Source organism: Cellulosimicrobium sp. EB106-03-01-XG111 (assembly GCF_058792115.1).
In genome coordinates this window covers 142636-157489 of sequence record NZ_JBYTEQ010000010.1, presented here as the reverse complement: position 1 = coordinate 157489, position 14854 = coordinate 142636, and the positions used below count along the sequence as shown (strand labels likewise).

18 protein-coding genes are annotated in these 14854 nt (G+C 76.2%); 8 read left to right on the top strand and 10 right to left on the bottom strand.

Annotation, left to right across the window (positions count from 1 at the left end; translation table 11 throughout):
- Positions 1-24 precede the first annotated feature (24 nt).
- Positions 25-1020: an aldo/keto reductase gene (locus tag AC3WT4_RS11110; protein WP_492315453.1), complete on the bottom strand. Its 996-nt coding sequence runs from the start codon at positions 1018-1020 to the stop codon at positions 25-27.
- 108 nt (positions 1021-1128) lie between these two features.
- On the opposite strand from AC3WT4_RS11110, the gene AC3WT4_RS11105 reads away from it, so the two are divergent.
- On the top strand, positions 1129-2043 hold the full coding sequence (locus AC3WT4_RS11105) for an aldose 1-epimerase family protein (RefSeq protein ID WP_492315452.1): 915 nt from the start codon (positions 1129-1131) through the stop codon (positions 2041-2043).
- Positions 2044-2131: 88 nt separating this feature from the next.
- Positions 2132-2755: a GDSL-type esterase/lipase family protein gene (locus AC3WT4_RS11100; RefSeq protein ID WP_031316757.1), complete on the top strand. Its 624-nt coding sequence runs from the start codon at positions 2132-2134 to the stop codon at positions 2753-2755.
- A gap of 94 nt (positions 2756-2849) precedes the next feature.
- Here the strand turns inward: AC3WT4_RS11100 and AC3WT4_RS11095 are convergent, their stop codons facing one another.
- The 3 genes from AC3WT4_RS11095 to AC3WT4_RS11085 all read right to left on the bottom strand — a co-directional run bounded on the left by AC3WT4_RS11095 (position 2850) and on the right by AC3WT4_RS11085 (position 5244).
- Entirely contained in the window at positions 2850-3653 is an 804-nt protein-coding gene (locus AC3WT4_RS11095) for a DUF4097 family beta strand repeat-containing protein (RefSeq protein WP_074807571.1), read from the bottom strand.
- 62 nt (positions 3654-3715) lie between these two features.
- Positions 3716-4315 (bottom strand): PadR family transcriptional regulator, encoded by a 600-nt coding sequence (locus AC3WT4_RS11090; protein ID WP_108051657.1) that lies wholly within the window; start codon positions 4313-4315, stop codon positions 3716-3718.
- Positions 4315-5244, bottom strand: coding sequence for a DUF4097 family beta strand repeat-containing protein (locus tag AC3WT4_RS11085; RefSeq protein ID WP_492315451.1), 930 nt, complete (start codon positions 5242-5244; stop codon positions 4315-4317). The genes AC3WT4_RS11090 and AC3WT4_RS11085 overlap by 1 nt, the downstream gene beginning before the upstream one ends.
- Before the next feature lie 233 nt (positions 5245-5477).
- Between AC3WT4_RS11085 and AC3WT4_RS11080 the strand changes: the two genes are divergently transcribed.
- A complete protein-coding gene (locus AC3WT4_RS11080; RefSeq protein ID WP_099052597.1) occupies positions 5478-5552 on the top strand; it encodes a 50S ribosomal protein bL37 in 75 nt (24 codons plus the stop codon).
- Positions 5553-5673: 121 nt separating this feature from the next.
- Here AC3WT4_RS11080 and rsrA read toward each other — a convergent pair whose 3' ends face one another.
- Positions 5674-6009 (bottom strand): mycothiol system anti-sigma-R factor, encoded by a 336-nt coding sequence (gene rsrA, locus AC3WT4_RS11075; RefSeq protein ID WP_021483111.1) that lies wholly within the window; start codon positions 6007-6009, stop codon positions 5674-5676.
- Complete coding sequence (locus AC3WT4_RS11070; RefSeq protein ID WP_228075465.1) at positions 6006-6737, bottom strand: sigma-70 family RNA polymerase sigma factor; 732 nt, start codon at positions 6735-6737, stop codon at positions 6006-6008. Before AC3WT4_RS11070 ends, rsrA begins: the two co-directional genes overlap by 4 nt.
- A 313-nt stretch (positions 6738-7050) precedes the next feature.
- On the opposite strand from AC3WT4_RS11070, the gene AC3WT4_RS11065 reads away from it, so the two are divergent.
- The 4 genes from AC3WT4_RS11065 to hisN all read left to right on the top strand — a co-directional run bounded on the left by AC3WT4_RS11065 (position 7051) and on the right by hisN (position 11075).
- Positions 7051-7677: a DoxX family membrane protein gene (locus AC3WT4_RS11065; RefSeq protein ID WP_492315450.1), complete on the top strand. Its 627-nt coding sequence runs from the start codon at positions 7051-7053 to the stop codon at positions 7675-7677.
- Between the two features lie 83 nt (positions 7678-7760).
- Positions 7761-9155 carry a 3-phosphoshikimate 1-carboxyvinyltransferase gene (gene aroA, locus AC3WT4_RS11060; RefSeq protein WP_492315449.1) on the top strand — a complete coding sequence of 465 codons (1395 nt, stop codon included), beginning with the start codon at positions 7761-7763 and terminating at the stop codon, positions 9153-9155.
- Positions 9155-10222, top strand: a complete 1068-nt coding sequence (gene rsgA / locus AC3WT4_RS11055; RefSeq protein ID WP_257417829.1) for a ribosome small subunit-dependent GTPase A — start codon at positions 9155-9157, stop codon at positions 10220-10222. Before aroA ends, rsgA begins: the two co-directional genes overlap by 1 nt.
- A gap of 58 nt (positions 10223-10280) precedes the next feature.
- Positions 10281-11075 carry a histidinol-phosphatase gene (gene hisN / locus AC3WT4_RS11050; protein WP_021482063.1) on the top strand — a complete coding sequence of 265 codons (795 nt, stop codon included), beginning with the start codon at positions 10281-10283 and terminating at the stop codon, positions 11073-11075.
- Between the two features lie 74 nt (positions 11076-11149).
- On the opposite strand, the gene AC3WT4_RS11045 is transcribed toward hisN, so the two are convergent.
- From AC3WT4_RS11045 to AC3WT4_RS11035, 3 genes are read right to left on the bottom strand one after another with little or no spacing between them, the layout of a single operon-like run.
- Positions 11150-11680, bottom strand: coding sequence for a DUF6912 family protein (locus AC3WT4_RS11045; protein WP_043655874.1), 531 nt, complete (start codon positions 11678-11680; stop codon positions 11150-11152).
- Between the two features lie 4 nt (positions 11681-11684).
- Complete coding sequence (locus tag AC3WT4_RS11040) at positions 11685-13061, bottom strand: CpaE/TadZ family protein (RefSeq protein ID WP_492315448.1); 1377 nt, start codon at positions 13059-13061, stop codon at positions 11685-11687.
- The gene (locus AC3WT4_RS11035; RefSeq protein WP_108051119.1) at positions 13058-13759 is read right to left on the bottom strand and encodes a hypothetical protein; all 702 of its coding nucleotides are present in this window, start codon (positions 13757-13759) and stop codon (positions 13058-13060) included. Before AC3WT4_RS11035 ends, AC3WT4_RS11040 begins: the two co-directional genes overlap by 4 nt.
- 125 nt (positions 13760-13884) lie before the next feature.
- Here AC3WT4_RS11035 and AC3WT4_RS11030 point away from each other — a divergent pair, with 125 nt between their 5' ends.
- On the top strand, positions 13885-14100 hold the full coding sequence (locus AC3WT4_RS11030; protein WP_061269161.1) for a helix-turn-helix domain-containing protein: 216 nt from the start codon (positions 13885-13887) through the stop codon (positions 14098-14100).
- Positions 14101-14192: 92 nt separating this feature from the next.
- On the opposite strand, the gene AC3WT4_RS11025 is transcribed toward AC3WT4_RS11030, so the two are convergent.
- Positions 14193-14732, bottom strand: a complete 540-nt coding sequence (locus AC3WT4_RS11025; protein ID WP_108051123.1) for a hypothetical protein — start codon at positions 14730-14732, stop codon at positions 14193-14195.
- Positions 14733-14854 lie beyond the last annotated feature (122 nt).

The following is a 14854-nucleotide window of genomic DNA, read 5'->3' as shown; positions in this document are numbered from 1 at the left end:
ACGCGCGGGTCGACCTCGCGGGACTTACCAGCGGTCGTGGATCTTCTCGCGCAGGTAGCGGTCGTAGATCTCGCGCACGCCGGACGTGAAGAGGGGGCCGAGGACGTCGGCGTCGCCCGCGGCGGCGTTCGAGCGCGCCTGCTCGATGTTGCGCGCGCCGGGGATGACCGTCGACACGCCGGGCTGCTGCCAGACCCACGCGATGGCCACCTGGGCCGGGGTGAGGTCCTGCCCGACGACGTCGTGCACGAGCGTGGTGAACTCGGCCGCCGCCTGGACGCCGGTCTCGAAGTCGACGCCGGAGAACGTCTCGCCCACGTCGAACGCGCTGCCGTCACGGTTGTACGTGCGGTGGTCGTCCGCGGCGAACGTCGTGTCCTTCGTGTACTTCCCGGACAGCAGCCCGGACGCGAGCGGGACGCGCGCGATGACGCCGACGCCGGCGTCGGACGCCGCGGGCAGCACCGCGTCGAGCGGCTTGAGCCGGAACGCGTTGAGGATGATCTGGACCGTGGCGACGCCGGGGCGCGCGATGGCGGTGAGCGCCTCGTCCACCGTCTCGACGCTCACGCCGTAGCTCGCGATCGCGCCCTCGGCGACGAGCGTGTCGAGGCCGTCGTAGACCTCGTCGCGCGAGTAGACGGCGGTCGGCGGGCAGTGCAGCTGCACGAGGTCGAGCCGGTCGGTCCGCAGGTTGCGGCGCGAGCGGTCGACCCACTCGCGGAACTTCGCGAGCGTGTAGTTGTCGGAGTCCTGCGGCTCCCGGCGGCCCATCTTCGTGGCGACCGTGATCCCGTGGCCGGGGTTGTCGGCGAGGTAGGAGCCGATGATCTGCTCGCTGCGCCCGTCGCCGTAGACGTCCGCGGTGTCGAAGAACGTCACGCCGGCCTGCGCGGAGGCGTCGAGGACGGCACGCGCGTCGTCCTCGCTCACGTCGCCCCAGTCGGCGCCGAGCTGCCAGGTTCCCAGTCCGACGACCGAGACGAGCCGTCCCGTCCGCCCGAGCACCTGTCGTTCCATCGTTCCTCCTCGTGCTGCGTCGGGTGCGCCGGAAGACACACCCGGGCACCGAGTCTGACGGGCGCGGGCGCATCGCGCACCCGCGCACGCCGAGTACCGTATGTGAGCGTGAACACCCATGCCCCCTCGGGGACCCAGGTCCGCATCGCCCACGGCGACCACGCAGCGACGATCACCGAGGTCGGAGCGGCCGTCCGCGAGTACGCGGTGGGGGGTCGGCCGGTCTTCACGCCCTTCGGCGAGGACGAGGTCTCGCCCGCGTTCAACGGCGCCGTCCTGCTCCCCTGGCCCAACCGGCTGCGCGACGGGCAGTACACGGTCGACGGCACGACGTACCAGGTCCCGATCTCGGAGCCGGACCGCGGGACAGCGCTGCACGGCCTCGCGTGCTGGCAGCGCTGGACGGTCGTCGAGCACGAGGCCGCGCACGCGACGCTCGAGCTGCACCTGCCGCCGTCCCCCGGCTACCCGTTCGACCTCGTCGCGCGCGTGACGTACTCGCTCGACGACGCGGGGCTGCGCGTCCACGTCCGCACGACGAACGTCGGGAGCGCGACCGCGCCGTACGGCGTCGGGTTCCACCCGTGGCTCTCGGCCGACGGCGCGGACCTCGACGCGTGCACGCTGCGCCTGGACGCCGCGACGCGTGTCACGACCGACGAGCGCCTCCTGCCGACCGGCACCGAGCCCGCCGCCGGCACGTTCGACCTGCGCGAGCCGCGCCCGCTCGCGGGCGTCGACCTCGACGACGCGTACGTCGACGTCCTGCGCGACGAGGACGGGCTGTCCTGGATCCGCCTCACCGCACCCGACGACCGCACGGCAGCGGTGTGGATGGACGGCTCGATGGACACGTGGCAGGTCTGCACGGGCGACCACGTGGGCGACGTCGCGTTCCGCCGCACCGGCGTCGCCGCCGAGCCGATGAGCTGCATCGCGGACGCGTTCCGCACGGGCGACCGCCTCGTCCGGCTCGAGCCCGGGGCGTCGCACGAGGTGACCTGGGGAGCGACGCTGCTCTGAGGCGTCCGCTTCGATTTCAACCCCCTTCCCAACCCCCCACGCCGTCCGCACCGGCTCGGATCGACCCGCGCGCCCCGCGTCGGGGAGAATGGCGCTCGTGGAAGACGCGGTGAGTCGTGAGGTACGGATCTGCGTCGTCGGCGACGAGCTGAGCGCCGGCGTCGGCGACGCGAAAGCCCTGGGGTGGGCGGGGCGCGTCGTCGCGCGCACGCGCTTCCCCCAGCCGGCGTACGTGTTCCCGCTCGCCATCCCCGGCGAGACGACGACGGCGCTCAGCCAGCGCTGGGAGGCGGAGACCGCGCGGCGGTTCTCCCCCGAGCCGGACGTCGACAACCGCCTCGTCATCGGCCTCGGCCGCCACGACCTCGACGCGGGGCTGTCGGTCGCGCGCTCGCGCCTCAACCTCGCGAACGTGCTCGACGTCGCGGAGTCCCATCGCCTGCCCACGTTCGTCGTCGGGCCGCCGCCCGGGCACGCGCAGGACGCGGAGCGCCTCGCCGAGCTGTCCCACGCGTTCTCCGACGTCGCGAACCGGCGCCGGGTGCCCTACGTCGACACGTTCAGCCCGCTCGTCACGCACGAGCAGTGGCTCGCCGACCTCGCGCAGAGCGGGAACGGCTTCCCCGGCCAGGCGGGCTACGGGCTCATGGCGTGGCTCGTGCTGCACACCGGCTGGCACGCGTGGCTCGGCCTGCCCGACGACACCGTCTGAGCCTGCGTCGGCACCCGCACCAGCAGGGGCGGACGCGCGAGGGGGAGGCATGGTCGCCGACCATGCCTCCCCCCCGCCGCCGGAGCGGCGCCGCTCAGCCGCGCGAGACCGTGAGGTCGCCCGACACGGTGCTCGCCGACACGTAGGCGCCGCCGGCGCCGTGCTGGTCGACGTGGTCGACGGACGTGGTGCGCTGGGCGCTGGAGTCGAGGCGCACGCCGTCGAGCACGGCCTTGCCGGTGACGCTGCGGGCCTTGAGGTTCACGGCCGAGCCGGCGCCGAGACGCACCGCCACGTCGCCGGAGACCGTGCGCGCGTCGACGAGCGGGGTGCTCTCGCGCGCGACGACCTCGACGCCGCTCGTGACGGTGTTGACCGACACGCGCCCGAGCGTCCCGCCGAGCGTGACGGTGCCGGACGCCGTGCTCACGTGGACGTCGCCCACGTGCTCGCCGACGTCGACGGACCCGGTGGCCGTGCGGACCGACGCCGTGCCGGAGACCCCCTGGACGCGGACGGCGCCGGTCCCGGTCGTGACGGACACGTCGGCGCGCGTCCCGACGACGGTCGCCGCGGCGCGCGCGGTCGTCACCTTGAGCGGCACGTTCGCGGGCACGGTGACCCGCACGACGGCGCGGTCCTTGTCGCGCAGGCCCTTCGCGCGGTCGACGAGGCCCTCGATGCCGGCGAAGTCGTACCCGACGCGCAGCTCGCCGTCGTGCACGCTCACCTGCAGCGGGCGCTCCGACACCTCGCTCACGTCGAGGTGCGCCCCGCTCTCGCGGCCGGGGTCGGCGACGACGTCGACCGACCCGTCCGTGAGCTGGACGACGACGCGCCGGACGTCCGCGACGTCGACGCTCCGGGGGGCGTTGATGACCCAGGACTCGGTGCTCATGCGCTTCTCCTCGTTCGGTTCTCTGGTGCGTGGTCGGTCGTTGCGGGTTCTGGGATCGTCCGTCAGGGCAGGGTCGCCCGCACGGCCCGGCGGGCGCTGTCGAGCACGGTGCGCAGGGTGTCGACCGTCAGCTCGGGCACGCCGCCGGTCGCGTCGGCCCGGCGCAGGTCCGCACGGAGCTCGTCGCGGAACCGCTGGAGCACGGCCTCGGCCTCGGCGCGCCGCGCGGTCGACTCGCGGCGACGGGTGTCGGGCTCGCCGTCGCGCGGACGGGCGCGGGCGGTCTGGGCGGCGGCCGCGAGCTCGGCGCGCAGCCCGCGCAGCGACCCCTGCACGTCGGCGCGCAGCGCCTCGGCGCGCTGGCGCACCGTCTCGGCGATGCCGTGCTCGAGCGCCGCGACGTCCGCGCGTCGCGCCTCGATCTCGGCGCGCCCCGCGGGGGTCAGCTCGTACGTCGTCTTGCGCCCGTCGGCGCTGCGGTGGACGAGGCCCTCGTCCTCGAGCCGCGCGAGGCGCGGGTAGATCGTCCCGGCGCTCGGGCGGTAGGTGCCCCCGAACCGCTCGGAGAGCTCGGTGATGAGCTCGTACCCGTGCTTGGGGCCCGACGCGAGGAGCGCGAGCAGGTAGAGCCGGAGCTGGCCGTGGGCGAAGACGGTGGCCATCAGCGGTCCACCGGGCCGCTCGCGGGAGCCGGCCGCCCGGCGGGAGCGCCGGGGCTGCCCCACGCCGGGGCGTCGGGGGCCGCGTCCTGCACCGGGGGCGCGTCGGCCGGGGCGGACGGCGCCCCGGCCGTCCCCCGCAGGACGGTGACGTCGCCCGAGACGGCGGAGACGCGGACGGGCGCCCCCGCGCCGCGCCGCGCCGCGCGGTGGAAGGAGCGCGCGGACCCGCGCTGCTCCTCGCCGTCGACCACGAGCCGGCCGCTGAGGCAGCGCACGGCGTAGTCCATCGCGTCCGGGTCGGGCAGGCGCACGAGCACGTCGGCGGAGACGGCGCTCACCGTGATCTCGTCCGGGGTCGTGCGCGTGTCCACGGTCACGGAGCCGGAGACCGAGTCGAGCCGCAGCGAGCGCAGTGCGCCCGTGGCGGTGAGGCCGCCCGAGACGGTCTCCATCCGGACCGGGCCGTCGTGCTCGCTCGCGGCGACCTCGCCGGAGACGGTGTCGACGCGCAGCGGGCCGCGCGTCCGGCTCGTCATCACGGCGCCGGACACGGTCGCGAGCCGCACGCCCTCGCGGGCGCCCGCGACGAGCGCCTCGCCCTGGACCGTCGCGACCTCGACCTGCACGCCCGCCGGGACGGCGACGTGGACCTCCGCCGAGTCCTTGCCGGTGTACGTGCGGAAGCGCTCGAGGAAGCCCTTCCAGCCCGCCTCGAACGGGCCGTAGCCCACCCGGAGCGTCGTCCCGTCGAGCCGCACCTCGAGCGCGCGCCCGCTCACGGAGTGCACCTCGACGCGCGCGTCGGTCCGGGCCGGGTCCTCGTGCGCGACGACGTCGATGCGCCCGCCGATCATCGTCGCGTCGAGCCGGCGCACGAGCGCGAGGTCGATGGCCTGCGGACCGGTGAGGGTCCAGAGCTCCTGCGTCATCCCGCGCTCCGTCCTGGTCGCCGCGCGCGCCGGGGCGGCCGGGGTCGGCCAGGAGGGCACTCGCGATATATCTCGTTCTGCCAGACACGATATATCGCGTGCTCGACCGTGACAAGGGGTCGCGTGTGGGACCATGGGAGACGGACTGGACACGCCGAGACCGGTCGTTCCACGTCGACACCCGTCGAGAACCGCCGAGACCGGCAGCACTCCCCGACCGTCAGGAGAACACCATGAGCAAGCGCGGACGCAAGCGTCGCAGCCGCAAGGGCAACGCCGCGAACCACGGCAAGCGCCCCAACGCCTGAGACGGCGCAGCCCCCGCGAGGGGGAGCAACGTGGAGAGGGCCCGGACCGACATCGTCGGTCCGGGCCCTCTCTCGTGTCTCGCCCCGCGCGCGGCCCGGGGATCCGCGCCGCGTGCCGCGGTCAGCGGGTCTCGACGACCGTCGTCGTCGTGACCATCACGGTGAGCTGCGTGTGGATGCGCTCCCGCAGGCCCGCCGGCGCCTTCTCGTGGCACGAGCGGCGCACGAGCTGCTTGACGAGCTCCTCGACGCTCAGCTCGGCCAGGCACGGCGAGCAGTGCGCGACGTGCTGGCGCATGCGCAGCTCGTCGTCGGGCGTCATCTCGGAGTCCAGGTACTCGTACAGGTGCGTGAGCGCGTGCTCGCACTCGGACTCGCCCGCGGTCGAGTGCGGGATCGGGGTCACCGGCTCCTCGACCGGACCCCGTCCGGGCTCACGGGTCTCTGACGTGCTCACGACTCACCTCCGGGGCTCTTCGCGCCCACCAGTCCTCGCCTCGCGGCGTAGTCGGCCAGCAGCTCGCGCAGCTGGCGCCTGCCTCGGTGCAGGCGGGACATGACCGTGCCGATCGGTGTCCCCATGATCTCCGCGATCTCCTTGTACGGGAAGCCCTCGACGTCGGCGTAGTACACGACCATGCGCCGGTCCTCGGGGAGCTCCTGGAGCGCGCGCTTGACGTCCGAGTCGGGCAGGCGGTCGAGCGCCTCCGCCTCGGCCGAGCGCAGCCCCTGCGACGTGTGCGACGCCGCGCGCGCGATCTGCCAGTCCTCGACGTCGTCCGTCTGCGCCTGCTGCGGCTCGCGCTGCTTCTTGCGGTACGTGTTGATGAACGTGTTCGTGAGGATCCGGTACAGCCACGCCTTGAGGTTCGTGCCCGGCCGGTACTGGTGGAACGCCGCGAACGCCTTCGCGAACGTCTCCTGCACCAGGTCCTCGGCGTCCGAGGGGTTGCGCGTCATGCGCAGCGCGGCGGAGTACAGCTGGTCGAGGTACTGCAGGGCGTCCCGCTCGAACCGGGCGGCGCGCGCGGCGTCGCTCTCGGCCTCCGGGGCGCGGTTCGTGTCCTCGGCGTCCGTCGCGTCGGCGGGCAGCGTCGTGCCGGCGGGCGCACCGGCGTCCGGCGTCGTTCCCGACGTCGTCGCGGGGCTGCCGGAGACGTCGCTGCCGGAGATTCGCTCTGTCATCAACAACGAGCCTAGTCCCCCGTTCGTCTGGGTGTTCGATGAGGCGTCCCGCGCACGGCTCGGCACCGACCACGCGGCGGCGAACGCGGCGTCCGGCGCCGGGGACCCCGGGGTCGGCGACGCGACCCGGGCGGCGGGTGCGGGGGTCTGGAGCAGGGCGGTCACGAGGGGTGCAACCCGCGAGCGTCCCCAGGCATTCCCGGCCCGGGCACCGCCGCGGGTGGCGCCGTCCCGGGGGGCGCGGCAGGCTGGGACCCACCGGAGGACGCCCGCCCAGGGCACCGGCGAGTCACCAGCGATGAGGAGAGAACCGATGCTGCTGCGTCACCTCGCGAGGCCCATGCTGGCCTCGTGGTTCGTCTACGACGGGGTCCAGGCCGCGCTCAAGCCCGCGGAGCACGTGCGAGCCGCGCGCGCGGGCGTCGAGCTCGTCGAGAAGCGCGTCGGGATCGAGGCCCCGCTGAGCGAGCGGCAGGTGACGACCCTCGTCCGCGCCCACGGTGCGGCGACGGCGGTCGCCGGCCTGTGCCTCGCCGTCGGCAAGGCGCCCCGGACCGCCGCGCTCACGCTCGCCGCGCTCACGGTCCCGCTGGCCGTCGTCAACCAGCCGTTCACGGGCGGCGAGGCCACGCGGACCGAGCGCACGCGGAAGTTCGTCGCGAACCTCGGTGCGATCGGGGCCGCCCTCATCGCCGGCGCCGACTACGAGGGCCGGCCAGGCGTCCAGTGGCGTCTCGAGCGCGCGCGGCACGACCTCGCGCTCGCCAAGCAGGCGAAGCAGGAGGCCGTCGTCGCCGGGGCGAAGAGCACGGCGAAGGACGTGTCGCGCTCGGCACGACGGGCCGCCAAGGCCGCCCAGGACGCCGCGCAGCACGCCGCGAGCAGCACCGCGGGCGCCGTGCACGACGCCGGGGCCGCCGTCCGCGCCAAGGTCGCCTGACGCGTCGCCCCACGCGGCGGCGAGCCGTCCGCCCGGCGGGACCGGCCGCCGTCGGGCCGCGACGCTCCACTAGCCTGGACGCCATGACGACGCAGCCCCCCGCGCCCACCGACGCACCGTCCCCCGCCCCGGCCGACGCCTGGGTCGCGCCCACGGCGCGCGGGCCGCTCGACGCGACGGTCGAGGTCCCGGGGTCGAAGTCGCTGACGAACCGGCTGCTGGTGCTCGCCGCGCTCGCCGACGGCCCGGGGACGCTGCGGGGCGCGCTGCGCAGCCGCGACGCCGACCTCATGATCGCGGCGCTGCGCGCGCTGGGCGTGGGGATCGAGGGGGGCGCGTCGCCGACCGAGCTGCACGTGACGCCCGGCGCCCTGCGCGGACCGGTCGACGTCGACTGCGGCCTCGCCGGGACGGTCATGCGCTTCCTCCCGCCGGTCGCGGCGCTGGCGGACGGCGCGGTGCGGTTCGACGGCGACGAGGGCGCACGGGTGCGGCCGATGGGCCCGGTGGTGGCGGCGCTCAGCGCGCTGGACGTCCCGGTCGCGGGCGACGACGGCGGCAGCCTGCCCACGACGCTCCCGTTCACCGTGCGCGGGCGCGGCCGGGTCCGCGGCGGGTCCGTGGACATCGACGCGTCGGCGTCGAGCCAGTTCGTCTCCGGGCTGCTCCTCGCGGCGGCGCGCTACGACCAGGGCCTCACGGTCCGGCACGTCGGGCACACGCTGCCGAGCATGCCGCACATCGAGATGACGGTGGAGGTCCTGCGCGAGGTCGGGGTCGTCGTCGACGACTCGCGCCCGGCGATCTGGCGCGTCGAGCCGGGGCCGATCGCGGCGCGCGACGTGCAGGTCGAGCCCGACCTGTCGAACGCCGCGCCGTTCCTCGCGGCCGCGCTCGTCGCCGGGGGCACCGTGCGCGTCACGGGCTGGCCGACGACCACCACGCAGCCCGGCGCGATGGTCCCCGAGCTTCTCGAGACCATGGGCGCCACGTCGTCCCTCGACGGGGACGTGCTCACCGTGACGGGCACGGGCGAGGTGCGCGGCGTCGACGTGGACCTCCACGCCGCCGGCGAGCTCGCCCCCACGATCGCCGCGCTCGCGGCCCTCGCCGACGGGCCCAGCCGCCTGCGCGGCATCGCGCACCTGCGCGGGCACGAGACCGACCGCCTGGCCGCGCTCGCGACCGAGATCACGCGCCTCGGCGGGCAGGCCGAGGAGACGCGCGACGGGCTCGTCATCACCCCGCGCCCCCTGCACGGCGCGGTCTTCCGCACCTACCACGACCACCGCATGGCGACCTCGGCCGCCGTCATCGGGCTGCGGGTGCCGGGCGTCGGCGTCGAGAACGTCGCGACGACGGCCAAGACGCTCCCCGGGTTCGCGGGCATGTGGGAGCGGATGCTCGGCGGCTCGGCCGGGCCGGGCGCCGGCTCGGGCACGGGCCCCGCAGCCGGCTCGGGGGCGGCGGCCCGCTGATGGCCCGCGTCCCGGACGAGTCCGACTTCCGCTCGCGCCCCGGCAAGCGCGGCAGCCGCCCGCGCACCAAGCAGCGCCCCGAGCACGCGGACGCGGTGACCGGGTTCGTCACGGGCGTGGACCGGGGCCGGTACACGCTGCTCGTGGGCGGGACCGACGACGGGACGGCCGTCGGCGCCGAGGACGAGCGCACGGTCCTCGCGATGAAGGCGCGCGAGCTCGGGCGCACCCGGATCGTGTGCGGGGACCGCGTCGACCTGGTGGGCGACGTCACCGGGGACGACGGCTCGCTCGCGCGGATCGTCCGCATCCAGGAGCGGTCGTCGGTGCTACGCCGCACCGCCGACGACACCGACCCGTACGAGCGGGTCATCGTCGCCAACGCGGACCAGCTCGTCGTCGTCACCGCCCTCGCCGAGCCCGAGCCGCGCACGCGCATGATCGACCGGTGCGTCGTCGCCGCGTACGACGCCGGCATGGACGTCCTGCTGTGCCTCACCAAGGCGGACCTCGCGGACCCCGCGCCGCTGCGCGCGCTGTACGAGCCGCTCGGCGTCTCGGTCGTCGTCACGCGGCGCGCGCCCGACGGTCTCGCGCCGGAGGGCTGGGCCATCGAGCCGCTCGACGCCGTGCGCGAGGCGCTGGCCGGGCGCACGTCGGTGTTCGTCGGGCACTCGGGCGTGGGCAAGTCGACGCTCGTCAACGCGCTCGTGCCCGACGCCCGGCGCGCGACGGGGCACGTCAACGACGTCACGGGGCGCGGCCGGCACACGTCGACGTCGGCGGTCGCGCTGCGCCTGCCGGGCGGCGGGTGGGTCATCGACACGCCCGGCGTGCGGTCGTTCGGGCTCGCGCACGTACAGGTCGACCACCTGCTGCGCGCGTTCGAGGACCTCGACGCCGTCGCCGCCGCGTGCCCGCGCGGGTGCACCCACCTCGACGACGCGCCGGACTGCGCGCTCGACGACTGGGTGGCGGACTCCCCCGACGACGCGACCCGCGACGCCCGCGCGGCGCGGTTGGAGTCGTTCCGGCGCGTGCTCGCGTCGCGCACCGGCGCCGCCTGAGCCCGCACCCCGCGCGGCGCCTCCCCCGGCCCGCGCGCGCACCGCTACGGTGTGAGCCATGACGCCCCCCTCGACGCGCGGCTACGACGACGACCTGCGCCTCGCCCACGTGATCGCCGACCAGGTCGACGCCCACACCCTGTCGCGCTTCAAGGCGCTCGACCTGCACGTCGAGTCCAAGCCCGACTCGACGCCCGTGAGCGACGCCGACCGCACCGCCGAGGAGATCATCCGCGGCCAGCTCGGCCGGGCCCGCGGCCGCGACGCGATCGTGGGCGAGGAGTACGGCGAGACGGGCCACGGAGCCCGGCGCTGGATCGTCGACCCGATCGACGGGACGAAGAACTTCGTGCGCGGCGTGCCCGTGTGGGCCACGCTCATCGCGCTCGCCGACGGCGACGAGGTCGTCGTCGGGCTCGTGTCGGCGCCCGCGCTCGGCCGCCGCTGGTGGGCTTCGAAGGGCACCGGCGCGTGGACGGGCAAGTCGCTCGCCGCCGCGTCGCGCCTGCACGTCTCGGGCGTCTCGTCGTGGTCCGACGCGTCGCTCGCCTACGCGTCGCTCGACGGCTGGGAGGAGCGCGGGAAGCTCGAGCCGTTCCTCGACCTCATGCGCGGCGCGTGGCGCACGCGCGGCTACGGCGACTTCTGGTCGTACATGCTCGTCGCCGAGGGAGCGGTCGACGCGGCCGCGGAGCCCGAGCTCGAGCTCTACGACATGGCCGCGCTCGTCCCGATCGTCACCGAGGCGGGCGGGCGGTTCACGTCGCTCGACGGCGCCGACGGCCCGTGGGGCGGGAACGCGGTCGCGACGAACGGCCTGCTGCACGACGAGGTGCTGGGCCGCCTGGGCTGACGGCGCTCGTCGCCCCGGCGGCGCCGCGGGTCCGTCCGGGGTTCGCCCCGGTCCGCCCAGGGGTCGCCCCGGCGTCAGCCGCGCGGCACGTCCTTGAGCTCGGACCAGTCGTACCAGAGCAGGTCGCGCTCGCCCACGCGCTCGATGGCCGCGTCGAGCGCGGCGTCCGCGTCGGGCCCGTCGTCGTCCGCCGCGGCGAGCACGGCCTCGACGTCCGCGACCGCCTCCGGCTCGTCGACGTGCACGCACACGATCGCGACGTCGGGCACCGTCCGCAGCACCTCGACCGCGCTCGGCGCGGGCGCGTCCTCGTCGTCGGAGTCCTCGGCCCCCACGACCTGGACCGCACCGTCGGGCACCTCGAGCGTGACGACGAGCCGCTGCCGCGGCGCGTCCGGGCGCGAAGCGACGAGCGCGAGCGAGTCGTCCGCCGCCTCGAGCGCCGCCGCGTACTCGAGGCCCTCCTCGTCCTCGTCGGGCAGCGCACGCGTCAACGCGGCGGTCACGGCGTGGGCGCCGCGCGGGGCGACGGTCCAGCGGGCGGCGTCGGCGGTCACGGTGACGGCGTCGAGCTCGTCGAGCGTCGCGGGGAGATAGATGCGCATGGGTTCAGTGTGCCGCCTCGAGCACCGGACCGGGCGCCGCACCACGCCCGGACGGGACGGCCTCGCGCACGTGCTCCGCGAGGCGGGCGAGCGCGCGCCGGGCGGGACTCGCCGGAGCGGTCTCGACGAGCGTCCTCCCCTCCCGGAGCGCCGCGTCCACCGCGGCGTCCTCCGGGACGACGTGCAGGTCCTCGACGCCGGCGTACCGCGCCATCGCGTCGCGCACCGCGCGCTCGGGCCGGGGCCCGACGACGCTCGCCCGCACCCGGTTCACGACGACGACCCGGGCCGCGGCGGCCGCCGCCCCGGAGTCCCCCAGCTCGTCGAGCGCGCGGACGAGGCGCTGGAGCCCGACCGGGTCGCCGCCGCCCACGACCACGACGACGTCCGCCGCCCCCAGCGCGCTGAGCGTCGCGTCGTGCCGCTGCGGGGCGCGGGTGTCGTAGCTGAGCAGCTCGTCCTGCTCGATGCCGAAACCGCAGTCGACGACCGTCCAGTCCGCGACCGACCGTGCCACCTGCCACACCGCGTCGAGCGACGGGCCCGGCAGCTCGGGCCAGCGCGCCGCACGGGCGAGACCCGTGAGGACGCGGACCCGGGGCACGAGCACCGGGGCCAGCGCCAGCAGGCCCGGGGCGTCGAGCACGCCCTGCCCGGAGCTGCGGGCGGCGGCCGCGAGCCCTGGGGACTCGTCGAGCAGCCCGAGGCGCTGCGCGACCGTCCCGCCGTAGGTGTCCGCGTCGACGAGCAGGACCTCGGCCGGTGGTGCCGCGGTGGTCGTCGCGGGCGCGTCGACCTCCGCCTCGCGGCGTCCGGCGCGGCGCCGCCGGGCCCGCCCCGCGGGTGCCGGGCCCGCGAGCTCGACGGCCAGGTTCGTCGCGACGGTCGTGCGGCCCGGCGCCCCGGTCGGGCCCCAGACGGCGACGGTCCGGCCGTCGCGCCGGTCGCCCTCGCCGTCGGCCGGCACGGGCGCCGGGACCCGGGCGGGCGCGCCGGGCGGGCCCGCGTGCGCGGTGCGCGCCGGCACGACCGCCCGGACGGCGTCGCACAGGGTGCCCGGGGACCGGTCCACGTCCACCACGGTGTCCACCCCGTGGGCCCGCAGCCGGTCCTCCTCCCACGTGCCCCCGGGGGCGAGCGCGACGACCCGGACGTCGTGCGCGTGCAGCTCGGCCACGGCCTGCCGGTCCAGCGCCGGGAGGTCGTGCGAGACGACGGCGACCCGCCCCGCCCCCGCGGCCGCCGCGGCGAGCAGCTCGACGACGTCCGCGCAGCGCCGCGTCACCCGCAGCCCCGACGCGTCGAGAGTCGTGACGACCTCCGCCTCGCGCGACCCGCGGACCGCGCACAGGACCGTCGTGACCGTGGTGGCGCCGCTCACCCCGCACCGCCGACCGGGACCAGCGCGAGGGTGCCCTCCCCCGCGACGGCGGCGAGCACGGCGGGGAGGTCGTCGACCTCGACGAGCAGGTGCACCGTCACCGGTCCGCCGACCACGAGCGTGCCCTCGCCCTCGTCGACCTGCGCGACCGTGACGCCGCCGACGAGCATCTCCGGCACGGCGCCCGGCCCGTCCGGGGCGTCCTGCGCAGCGTCCGGGGACGGCGCGGCGGCGGCCTCCGGGACGTGCCAGAGGTCGACGTCGGCGCCGGCCACGATCCGCTCCGAGAGACCGGAGGTGACCGGCACCGCGACCGCACGCACCGTGAGGTCGGTGGCGGCGCCGACCGCCGCCGCCGGCACGAGCTCGCCCGCGGCGACCGTCCGCAGGACGACCGCCTCGTCCGGGAGACCGTCCTCGACGAGCAGGTAGCGGTCGGTCTGCGCGCCGAGCCGGACCTCGACGGTGCGCAGCTCGGCCGCGCCCGCGGTCGTGCCGGGCGTGAGCGGCGTCCCGGCCGCGTACACCGCGACCGTCCGGCTCGCGCTGCTCACGGCCCAGGACCCCAGCGCGACGGACAGCGCCACCACGACGACCCCCACGAGGAGCCGCGGGTCCTTCCAGCCCGGCCGCCGCAGCCGCGCGGCGGGCGGGGGCGTCGTCGCCCCCGGGACGGGTCTTTCCACGGTCGTCGTCATCCATCTCCCCCTCGGTGGTCGGCACGTCGCCCGTGCCGCGGCTTCATGATCCCCGCTCGGCGGGGTGCGTGGCAGGGCCTGTGGACGAGCACCTCTCCGGGGCTCGTGCGTGCCAGACTGACGCCATGCCCCAGCGGTTCCTCACCCTCGCCGACGTCACAGACGAGCTCAACATCTCGGCGGCGCAGGCGTACGCGCTCGTCCGCTCGGGAGAGCTGCCCGCGATCCAGGTAGGCGGTCGCGGCCAGTGGCGGGTCGAGGTCAGCGAGCTCGAGGCGTACATCCAGCGCATGTACGCGCAGACGCGCCAGCGCATCGAGGCGGGCGACTTCGACGGCTGACGGCACGCCGTCGCGCCTCCGCCGCCCCGTGGCGCGTCCCCGCGCCGTCGTGCGACGGCGTGCCCGCTCCCCCGGCTCCCCCTGCCGCGTGCTCACCTCGGCACGAACCCCGACTCCGCGTCGCTGACGCACACGACGGCGGACCACGGGACCACCCGCGCGCCGTGCGCGCTGCCGGGTGACGGCTCGAGGTCGAGATGGTCCTTCCCCACGCGAGCGACCCACCCGGAGAACGACCCGGCGCTCGTCCGCACCTGGACCGGTCTCCGGTCCCGCTGGAGCGCGCGCAGGGCGTGCCCCAGACCGAGCGTCGCCGAGCGGGACGAGCGCGGCGGGTCGGCGTGCCGCCCGAGGCCGCGCACCGCGACGACGGCGCCCAGCGGGACGAGGTGCTGGCGGCGGCCGTCGGCGACGAGCGTCCACTCCTGCGCGACCTCCCGCACCTCACCGGTCACCGCGGACGCGTCGCGCAGGTCGAGCGTCACGGCCCCCGGCGCGGCGCGCAGCCGCTCGGCGAGCGAGACCGTCGCGTGCTCGGCCCGCGTCAGGTCGGCCACGGCCGCGACGCGGTCCTGCGACTCCGCTGCGGCGAGCTGCGCCGCGAGGTCGTCGAACAGGGCGTCCCATCGCATCGGCACACCGTAGCGGGGTGCCACCTCCCCGCCCCCTCGGTCGTCCACATCACGGGACGGCCCTGGACAGGCGCCGGTCCCGACCGATTAGATCGGGCCTGTCGTCATCAAACGACGTCAAA